10 protein-coding genes and 1 pseudogene are annotated in these 9,262 nt (G+C 67.4%); 9 read left to right on the top strand and 2 right to left on the bottom strand.

Annotation, left to right across the window (positions count from 1 at the left end; translation table 11 throughout):
* Positions 1-70 precede the first annotated feature (70 nt).
* The 9 genes from F3J18_RS33300 to F3J18_RS33260 all read left to right on the top strand — a co-directional run bounded on the left by F3J18_RS33300 (position 71) and on the right by F3J18_RS33260 (position 8,517).
* The gene (locus F3J18_RS33300; RefSeq protein ID WP_166916357.1) at positions 71-454 is read left to right on the top strand and encodes an Mth938-like domain-containing protein; all 384 of its coding nucleotides are present in this window, start codon (positions 71-73) and stop codon (positions 452-454) included.
* A 207-nt stretch (positions 455-661) separates the two neighbouring features.
* Positions 662-2,344, top strand: coding sequence for a glycosyltransferase family 39 protein (locus F3J18_RS33295; protein ID WP_166916355.1), 1,683 nt, complete (start codon positions 662-664; stop codon positions 2,342-2,344).
* A gap of 14 nt (positions 2,345-2,358) precedes the next feature.
* Positions 2,359-2,730, top strand: a complete 372-nt coding sequence (locus F3J18_RS33290) for an EamA family transporter (protein ID WP_025097631.1) — start codon at positions 2,359-2,361, stop codon at positions 2,728-2,730.
* 171 nt (positions 2,731-2,901) lie between these two features.
* Positions 2,902-4,053: a DegT/DnrJ/EryC1/StrS aminotransferase family protein gene (locus tag F3J18_RS33285; protein ID WP_166916353.1), complete on the top strand. Its 1,152-nt coding sequence runs from the start codon at positions 2,902-2,904 to the stop codon at positions 4,051-4,053.
* Positions 4,054-4,059: 6 nt separating this feature from the next.
* Positions 4,060-5,067: a glycosyltransferase gene (locus F3J18_RS33280; RefSeq protein WP_166916351.1), complete on the top strand. Its 1,008-nt coding sequence runs from the start codon at positions 4,060-4,062 to the stop codon at positions 5,065-5,067.
* Entirely contained in the window at positions 5,064-6,020 is a 957-nt protein-coding gene (locus tag F3J18_RS33275; RefSeq protein WP_017920888.1) for a formyltransferase, read from the top strand. Before F3J18_RS33280 ends, F3J18_RS33275 begins: the two co-directional genes overlap by 4 nt.
* Positions 6,017-7,072 carry a bifunctional UDP-4-keto-pentose/UDP-xylose synthase gene (locus tag F3J18_RS33270; protein ID WP_013698287.1) on the top strand — a complete coding sequence of 352 codons (1,056 nt, stop codon included), beginning with the start codon at positions 6,017-6,019 and terminating at the stop codon, positions 7,070-7,072. Before F3J18_RS33275 ends, F3J18_RS33270 begins: the two co-directional genes overlap by 4 nt.
* 4 nt (positions 7,073-7,076) lie before the next feature.
* Complete coding sequence (locus F3J18_RS33265) at positions 7,077-7,973, top strand: polysaccharide deacetylase family protein (protein WP_166916349.1); 897 nt, start codon at positions 7,077-7,079, stop codon at positions 7,971-7,973.
* Between the two features lie 82 nt (positions 7,974-8,055).
* Positions 8,056-8,517 (top strand): peroxiredoxin, encoded by a 462-nt coding sequence (locus tag F3J18_RS33260; RefSeq protein WP_025097627.1) that lies wholly within the window; start codon positions 8,056-8,058, stop codon positions 8,515-8,517.
* Between the two features lie 197 nt (positions 8,518-8,714).
* Here the strand turns inward: F3J18_RS33260 and F3J18_RS38725 are convergent.
* Together F3J18_RS38725 and F3J18_RS33255 are read right to left on the bottom strand one after the other, a co-directional pair.
* A pseudogene (locus tag F3J18_RS38725) lies at positions 8,715-8,920 on the bottom strand (hypothetical protein); the annotation flags it as partial.
* Positions 8,921-8,982: 62 nt separating this feature from the next.
* Positions 8,983-9,262 (bottom strand): iron chelate uptake ABC transporter family permease subunit (locus F3J18_RS33255; protein ID WP_240156480.1); only part of this gene is annotated, 280 nt, incomplete at its 5' end.

The following is a 9,262-nucleotide window of genomic DNA, read 5'->3' as shown; positions in this document are numbered from 1 at the left end:
CTACGAGCATGCGACCCCGTTCGTGGCGGGTTCGGCGCCGGTGGTCCTGAAGGCGGTCGAGTTTCGTCGCGTGCGGGCCAGTGGCCGTTTCCTGCCCGACCAGGCCGTGTTCCTCGACAATCGCCCCGACTACGTCGACATCAACCTGGCACGCCACGAGCACAGCGTGATCGTGCTGCCGGCCTCGCCCGTGATGGCCTGGCCGGTCGACGCCTTCGAGGCGCTGGAGGCCCGCCATTTCGAGCTGCTGCTCGATCCGTCCCCGGAAGTCGTGATCTTCGGCAGCGGCGCGCGCCTGCGCTTCCCGCATCCGCGGCTGACCGCCGCACTGGCCGCGCGCCGGATCGGCGTCGAGACCATGGACTTCCAGGCCGCCTGCCGGACCTACAACATCCTGATGGGCGAAGGCCGCAAGGTGGCCGCGGCGCTGCTGATCGAACGTCCGGCCGCCTGAGGCGCGCCGCTCGTCCCGGCATCCCGGCCCGGCTCCATCATCCCTCCGATCCCTCCCATCATCCGAACCGACATCGAGGGATCGAAGCGTCTTTAATTGAACGTTAAGGCGCGATGCGTTACAAAGCCGGCGGCGCCGCGCCCGCGGCATGCCGCTTTTCCGATTCCGAATTCCGTTTTCCGTTCGTCTGACAGGCTGACCGACTCCATGACCGATACGCCATCGAGGCTGCCGCTCAACCGTGCCGTACTCCTACTGATCCTGCTGGGCCTCGCGCTGATCTGGTTCGGCCCGCTCGGGCTGCGCCACCTGATCCCCAGCGACGAAGGCCGCTACGCCGAGATGGCGCGCGAGATGTTCGTGACCGGCGACTGGATCACGCCGCGCTACAACGGCTACAAGTATTTCGAAAAGCCGCCGCTGCAGACCTGGCTCAATGCCCTGAGCTTCGCCTGGTTCGGCATCGGCGCCTGGCAGGCGCGCCTCTACACGGCGCTGGTCAGCTTCGGCGGGATCCTGCTGGTGGGCTACACCGGCGCGCGCGTGTTCAACCCGGTGGCGGGCCTGTGCGCCGCGGTGGTGCTGGCCGCCTCGCCGTACTGGAACCTGATGGGCCACTTCAACACGCTCGACATGGGCCTGTCGTTCTGGATGACGGTCACGCTCTGCGCGCTGCTGCTGGCCCAGCGCCCGGGCCTCGCCACCGGCGCGACGCGCGGCTGGATGTGGCTGTGCTGGGCCTCGATGGCGCTCGCGGTGCTCTCCAAGGGCCTGATCGGCGTGATCCTGCCCGGCGCGGTGCTGGTGCTCTACACGCTGATCGCGCGCGACTGGGCGCTGTGGAAGCGCCTGCACCTGGTCAGCGGCGTGGTGATCTTCTTCGCGCTCGCCACGCCCTGGTTCGTGCTGGTGCAGCAGCGCAATCCCGAATTCTTCGACTTCTTCTTCGTGGTCCAGCAGTTCCGCCGCTACCTGACGCCCGAGCAGAACCGCCCGGGCCCCGTCTACTACTTCGTGGCGGTGCTGCTGGTGGGCTTCCTGCCCTGGCTGTCGATCGCCGTGCAGAGCCTGCGCCACGCCTGGCGCATGCCGCGCCAGCCCAACGGCTTCGCGCCGATGATGGTGCTGCTGGTCTGGAGCGGGTTCATCTTCCTGTTCTTCAGCGCCTCGCACTCGAAGCTGGTGTCCTATGTGCTGCCGATCGCGCCCTCGCTGGCCCTGGTGCTGGGCGCCTACCTGCCGCTGGTGGCACGCGAGCGCTACCGCCTGCACCTGATCGGCTACCTCCTGTTCCTGGTCGCGGCCGCCGCCGGCTGCGCGGTGCTCGGCCAGCTCGGCGACGAACGCACCCCGAATTCGCAGTACGTGGAATTCCAGCATTGGGTGTGGGCGGCGCTCGCAGTCGCCTTCGTGCTGACCCTGGTGGCGCTGTGGGTCAACCGCCGCGGCAAGGCCGGCATCGCCGCCACCGCCTTCGTGTTCGGCCTCGCCTGGCTGCTGCTGGGCACCATCGGCGGCACCGGCCACGACGCCTTCGGCCGCTACAGCTCGGGCGCGCTGCTGGCGCCGGCGATCCGCGCCGAATTCGCCAGGCTGCCGCCCGACACGCCGTTCTACGCGGTCGAGATGCTCGACCACACGCTGCCCTTCTACGTCGGCCATACCACCACCCTGGTGGCCTACCAGGACGAACTCACGTTCGGCATCTCGCGCGAGCCGCAGAAATGGGTGCCGACCATCGAGGAATGGGAGCGCCGCTGGCGCGCCGAGCCCGCCGCGATCGCGGTGATGCGCCCCGAGCACTACGAGGCGCTGCTCAAGGCCGGCCTGCCGATGAAGCTGATCGCGCGCGACAACCGCCGCGTGGTCGTCGAGAAGCCCCAATCCTGAGGAACGCCGAACCGATGAATCCCGTCTCGCTCGTCTGCATCGTCACCGGCGTGCTGCTCAACGCCTGCGCGCAATTGCTGCTGAAGGCCGGCGTCAATGCCGTCGGCCATTTCGAATTCACGCGCGCCAACATCATCCCGGTCGGCTTCAAGATCGCCACCCAGTTGCCGATCATCGGCGGGCTGGGCTGCTACGTGCTGAGCGTGGTGGTCTGGATCGTCGGCCTGTCGCGCGTGGACGTCTCGATCGCCTACCCGATGCTCTCGCTCGGCTACGTGGTCAACGCCTTCGCCGCCTGGTACCTGTTCGGCGAGGTGCTGTCGATGCAGCGCCTGATCGGCATCGGCATCATCCTGATCGGCGTGCTGGTGCTCGCGCGCAGCTGAGCGCCGGGAGCGGAAGGAACGAGGAAGGGACCCGGCGACGGCACGAAGCCGCGGCATCGCGGCTTCCCCCTCTTCCCCCCACAAAAAGAGACGTTGTAATCTCGCGAACCAGTGTTTAATGCGCATGCCGGATCGCATACGATCCAACCCCATTTAAAGACCATCGCCGCCATGAGCCAGACATCCGTGCCGTTCTTGCCGCTCACCCGACCGGAAATCGACGAGGAAACCATCCAGGGCGTGACCGAGGTGCTCCGTTCCGGCTGGATCACCACCGGCCCGCAGAACCAGCGCTTCGAGGCCGCCCTGTCCGAGTATTGCGGCGGACGCCCGGTGCGCAGCTTCAACTCGGGCACCGCGACGCTCGAGATCGGCCTGCGCATCGCCGGCGTCGGCGCCGGCGACGAGGTGATCACCACCCCGGCGAGCTGGGTCGCCACCGCCAACGTGATCCTCGAGGTGGGCGCCACGCCGGTGTTCGTCGACATCGACCCGGCCACCCGCAACCTCGACCTGGACGCGCTCGAGCGCGCCATCACGCCGCGCACCAAGGCCGTGATCCCCGTCTATCTGGCCGGGCTGCCGGTCGACATGGACCGGCTCTACGCGATCGCGCGCGAACACAAGCTGCGCGTGATCGAGGACGCCGCGCAGGCGCTCGGCTCGACCTGGAAGGGCAAGCGCATCGGCGCGTTCGGCGACATCGTCTCGTTCAGCTTCCACCCGAACAAGAACGTCACCTCGATCGAGGGCGGCGCGCTGGTGCTCAACGACGAGGACGAGGCGATCCTGGCCCAGAAGTACCGCCTGCAGGGTGTGACGCGCACCGGCCTGGACGGCATGGACTGCGACGTGCTGGGCGGCAAGTACAATCTGACCGATGTCGCGGCCCGCGTCGGCCTCGGCCAGCTCGCGCAGATCGAGCGTTTCACCGAGCAGCGCCGGCGCCTGGCGCGCGCCTATTTCGCCGCCTTCGAGGCGAGCCCGGCGGTGGCGCTGGGCGTGGGCCTGCCGCTCGCCGATTTCGAGCACGGCAACTGGCACATGTTCCAGATCACGCTGCCGCTGGAGCGGCTCTCGCTCACGCGCGGCGAATTCATGGCGCAACTGAAGGAAGCCGGCATCGGCTCGGGCGTGCACTACCCGGCGATCCACCTGTTCACGCTCTATCGCGCGCGCGGCTTCCACGAAGGCATGTTCCCGCACGCCGAGCGCTTCGGCGCGTCGACCGTCACCCTGCCGCTGTTTACGCAGATGAGCGAGGCGGAGGTCGGGCGCGTGGTCGAGGCGATCAACCAGATTTGCGAACGATACGGAAAATAAGCGGAAATGACTCACCCTGAAACACGCGCCACGAACCCGGAAGTCTCGATCGTCATCCCAGTGTACAACGAGGAAGACGGGCTCGCCGCGCTCTTCGCCCGACTGTATCCGGCGCTCGACGCGCTCGATGCGGCGTACGAAGTGATCTTCATCAACGACGGCAGCCGCGACCGCTCGGCAGCCCTGCTCGCCGAGCAGTTCCGCAAGCGCCCCGACACCACGCGCGTGGTCCTGCTCAACGGCAACTACGGCCAGCACATGGCGATCCTCGCCGGCTTCGAGCAGTCGCGCGGCCAGATCGTGATCACGCTCGACGCCGACCTGCAGAACCCGCCCGAGGAGATCGGCAAGCTGGTGCACAAGATGCGCGAAGGCTACGACTACGTCGGCACGATCCGCATGCAGCGCCAGGACAGCCTGTTCCGCCGCAAGGCCTCGGCCGCGATGAACCGGCTGCGCGAGCGCATCACGCGCATCAAGATGACCGACCAGGGCTGCATGCTGCGCGCCTACAACCGCCAGATCATCGACACCATCAACCGCTGCGGCGAGGTCAACACCTTCATCCCGGCGCTGGCCTACACCTTCGCGCAGAACCCGACCGAGATCGACGTCGCGCACGAGGAGCGCTTCGCGGGCGAATCGAAGTACTCGCTGTACAGCCTGATCCGCCTGAACTTCGACCTGGTCACCGGCTTCTCGGTGGTGCCGCTGCAATGGCTGTCCTTCGTCGGCGTGATCCTCTCGATCGGCTCGGCCGCGCTGTTCCTGCTGCTGCTGATCCGCCGCTTCATCGTCGGCGCGGAAGTCCAGGGCGTGTTCACGCTGTTCGCCATCACCTTCTTCCTGCTCGGCGTGATCATCTTCGCGCTGGGCCTGCTCGGCGAGTACATCGGCCGGATCTACCAGCAGGTGCGCGCGCGGCCGCGCTACCTGATCCAGACCGTGCTCGAGGAGCGCGCCGAGCGCGCCCACCTGCCGCTGCCGGGCACCGCCGGCGAGGCCTCGCGATGAAGCCGCGCGCGGTCGTCTTCGCCTATCACAACGTCGGCGTGCGCTGCCTGCAGGTGCTGCTCGCGCGCGGCGTCGAGGTCGCCCTGGTGGTCACCCACGAGGACAGCCCGAGCGAGAACATCTGGTTCGGCAGCGTCGCCTCGGTGGCGCGCGAGCACGGCATCGCGGTGATCACGCCGGCCGATCCGGCCGGCGCGGAACTGCGCGAGGCGGTGGCCGCCGCGCAACCGGATTTCATCTTTTCGTTCTACTACCGGCACATGCTGCCGGTCGCGCTGCTCGCGCTGGCCGCGCGCGGCGCCTACAACATGCACGGCTCGCTGCTGCCGAAGTACCGCGGCCGCGTGCCGACCAACTGGGCGGTGCTGCGCGGCGAGACCGAGACCGGCGCGACCCTGCACGAGATGGCCGCCAAGCCCGACGCGGGCGCCATCCTGGGCCAGACCGCGGTGCCGATCCTGCCCGACGACACCGCCGCCCAGGTATTCGACAAGGTCACCGTGGCCGCCGAGCAGACGCTCTGGCGCGTGCTGCCGGCACTGCTGGCCGGCGAGGCGCCGCACCTGCCGAACGATCTCTCGCAGGGCAGCTACTTCGGCGGGCGCAAGCCCGAGGACGGCCGCCTCGACTGGTCAAAGCCGGCCGCCGAGGTCTACAACCTGATCCGGGCGGTCGCGCCCCCTTATCCGGGCGCCTTCACCGAGCTGCACGGCCGCCGCTTCGTGGTGGCCCGGGCGCGCCTGGCCGCGCCCGGCTCGCCCGCCGCGCAAGCCGCGCGGGATTTGCCGCCGGGGCTGCACGTAAGCGATAATGCGCTATTCGGCGTCTGCGGCGACAGCCGCGCCGTCTCCATCCTCGAGCTGCGCGAGCAGCATCCTGGCCGTCCGGACCACGAGACGGTCCTGTCTCCCGCTCAATTCGCGCAGTTCATTGATTCTTCCCGTCAGTCATGAAAGCAAAAAAAGTCCTGATCCTCGGTGTGAACGGCTTCATCGGCCATCACCTGTCGAAGCGCATTCTTGAAACCACCGATTGGGAAGTGTTCGGGATGGACATGCAGACCGATCGGCTTGGCGATCTCGTCAACCACGAGCGGATGCACTTCTTCGAAGGCGACATCACCATCAACAAGGAGTGGGTGGAGTATCACGTCAAGAAGTGCGACGTGATCCTGCCGCTGGTGGCGATCGCCACGCCCGCCACCTACGTGCAGCAGCCGCTGCGCGTGTTCGAGCTCGACTTCGAGGCGAACCTGCCGATCGTGCGTTCGGCCGTCAAGTACCGCAAGCACCTGGTGTTTCCGTCGACCTCCGAGGTCTACGGCATGTGCTCGGACGAGCAGTTCGACCCGGATGCCTCGGCGCTGACCTACGGCCCGATCAACAAGCCGCGCTGGATCTACGCCTGCTCCAAGCAGCTGATGGACCGCGTGATCTGGGGCTACGGCATGGAAGGCCTGAACTTCACGCTGTTCCGCCCGTTCAACTGGATCGGCCCGGGCCTGGACTCGATCTACACGCCCAAGGAAGGCAGCTCGCGCGTGGTCACGCAGTTCCTCGGCCACATCGTGCGCGGCGAGAACATCAGCCTGGTGGACGGCGGCTCGCAGAAGCGCGCCTTCACGTATGTCGACGACGGCATCAGCGCGCTGATGAAGATCATCGAGAACCCGGACGGCATCGCCTCGGGCAAGATCTACAACATCGGCAACCCGCACAACAACTACTCGGTGCGCGAGCTGGCCAACAAGATGCTCGAGCTGGCCGCCGAATTCCCCGAGTACGCGGCCTCGGCCAAGCAGGTGCAACTGGTCGAGACGACCTCCGGCGCCTACTACGGCAACGGCTACCAGGACGTGCAGAACCGCGTGCCGAAGATCGACAACACCATGCAGGAGCTCGGCTGGGCGCCGCAGTCGACCTTCGACGACGCGCTGCGCAACATCTTCGAGGCGTATCGCGGCCACGTGGCCGACGCGCGCGCCCTGGTCGAACAGCAAAACTGACGCCTTGGCCCGCATCGTCCTCAAGATCGACGTCGATACGCTGCGCGGCACGCGCGAAGGCGTGCCGAACCTGGCGCGCATCTTCGATCGCCATGCCGCGCGCGCGACCTTCCTGTTCAGCCTCGGCCCCGATCACACCGGCTGGGCGATGCGCCGCGTGCTGCGGCCCGGCTTCCTGAAGAAGGTCTCGCGCACCTCGGTGGTCGAGCATTACGGGATCCGCCAACTGATGTACGGCGTGCTGCTGCCGGGGCCCGACATCGGGCGCCGCGCGGTGGGCGAGATGCGCGCGATCCACGAGGCCGGCTTCGAATGCGGCATCCACACCTGGGATCACGTCTACTGGCAGGACAACGTGCGCAGCCGCGAGCGCGACTGGACGGCCCGCGAGATGGGCAAGAGCCACGCGCGCTTTATCGAGATCTTCGGCGCGCCGCCCGTCACGCACGGCGCGGCCGGCTGGCAGATGAACCCGGCGGCCTTCGAGCAGATCGACGCCTGGGGCATGCGCTACGCCTCCGACGGCCGCGGCCACGGGCCCTATCGCCCGGTGCTGGCGGGCCGCACGCTGGATCACGTGCAGTTGCCCACCACCCTGCCGACGCTCGACGAGGTGCTCGGCATCGACGGCATCGACGAATCGAACGTCGCCGCCCACCTGCTGGCGCGCACCGAGCACAATCCGCACGACCAGGTGTTCACGCTGCATGCCGAGCTCGAAGGCCAGAAGCTCGCGCCGGTGTTCGAGCAACTGCTGGCCGGCTGGCGCGCCCAGGGTCACACCTTCGCGACGATGGGCGACTATCATGCCGCGCTGGACCTCGACTCGCTGCCATCGTACCCTGTCACGTGGGGCGAGATCCCCGGCCGCTCCGGCGAACTGATCGTCCAGCCCGACTGATCGCCAGCCGGCGCGCCGTCCTCTTTCCCGCCATGTCCGGCACGACGAAGCGTCGTGCCGCCGATAACAACAGGAGAATCCCGTGTCCGTCGAAATCGACCGTCAAATTCCCGATTTCACCGCACCGGCGACCGGCGGCGATTTCACGCTGTCGGCGCTGAACGGCAAGAAGCTCGTGCTGTATTTCTACCCGAAGGACAATACGCCGGGCTGCACCACCGAAGGTTTGCAGTTCCGCGATCTGTACCCGAAGTTCAAGAAGGCCGGCGCCGAGATCGTCGGCGTCTCGCGCGACAGCCTGCGCTCGCACGACAATTTCAAGGCCAAGCTGGAGCTGCCCTTCCCCTTGATTTCGGACCCCGATGAAACGCTCTGCGCGATGTTCGGTGTCATGAAACTGAAGAAAATGTATGGCAAGGAAGTGCGCGGCATCGAGCGCTCGACCTTCCTGATCGACGGCGACGGGGTACTGCGCCGCGAGTGGCGCGGCATCAAGGTGCCGGGCCACGTCGACGAGGTGCTCGGCGCTGTACAAGCGCTTTGAGGCGGGTTATATTGGGCCGCAATGAATGCCCGTCAGTCCACTCTTTTTCGTAGCTGCGCAGTCGGTCGGCGCGAGTTTCGTTGGCCCGTGACGCGCAGTGCTACGCAGCAAGAAGCCGAGCCGCTTGTCCCTGTTCGGGGGCAGCGGCTTTTTTCATGGTCTTTTGCGGCACGCTGCGCCCGCCGCGTCTCTTCCCGTCAAGGAGCTGACCGAAAACTAGGCGAACCGGCGATTTGATACTCCTGTGCGCCACCGCGCGCAAACTGCACGCCTCGCGTGACAGGATGCGAACCGCGGCGCACCCCAAGCGACACGATTCCTCTCGAGGGACACCATGCCTTTGCCTACTCCCCCCAGCAAGCTCGGCAGTCTGCTGCCGCCCGACGAATACAAGGTGAAAGCGCGTCCGGCCAAGACCGCGAAACGCGCCGCCGAAGGGGACACGGCCAGCGCCGCCGCGGCCGACTATGCCAGCACCAGCGTCGCGCCCTGCGCGCGATTCCGCACGACGATGCCGACGCTGGCCGCGCGCTCCTCGCCCAGCCGCAGCGCGGTGAGCGCCCAGGCATTGCGCATCGACAGCGGCAGCGCCACGGCCAGCGCCGCCGCGAGCACGCCGATCTTCTGCCAGTCGGCGCGCTCCAGCGAGCCCAGCGTCCAGAACACCAGGCCCTGCAGCGCATCGGCCGAGGCGATGAACTGCATCAGCTCGACCAGCGCATGGAACGAGAACACCAGCGCGATG

Origin of the sequence: Burkholderia sp. Ax-1720 (assembly GCF_011753035.1) — a bacterium.
Taxonomy (GTDB): domain Bacteria; phylum Pseudomonadota; class Gammaproteobacteria; order Burkholderiales; family Burkholderiaceae; genus Burkholderia; species Burkholderia gladioli.
This window is presented reverse-complemented; position numbering and strand designations above follow the sequence as displayed.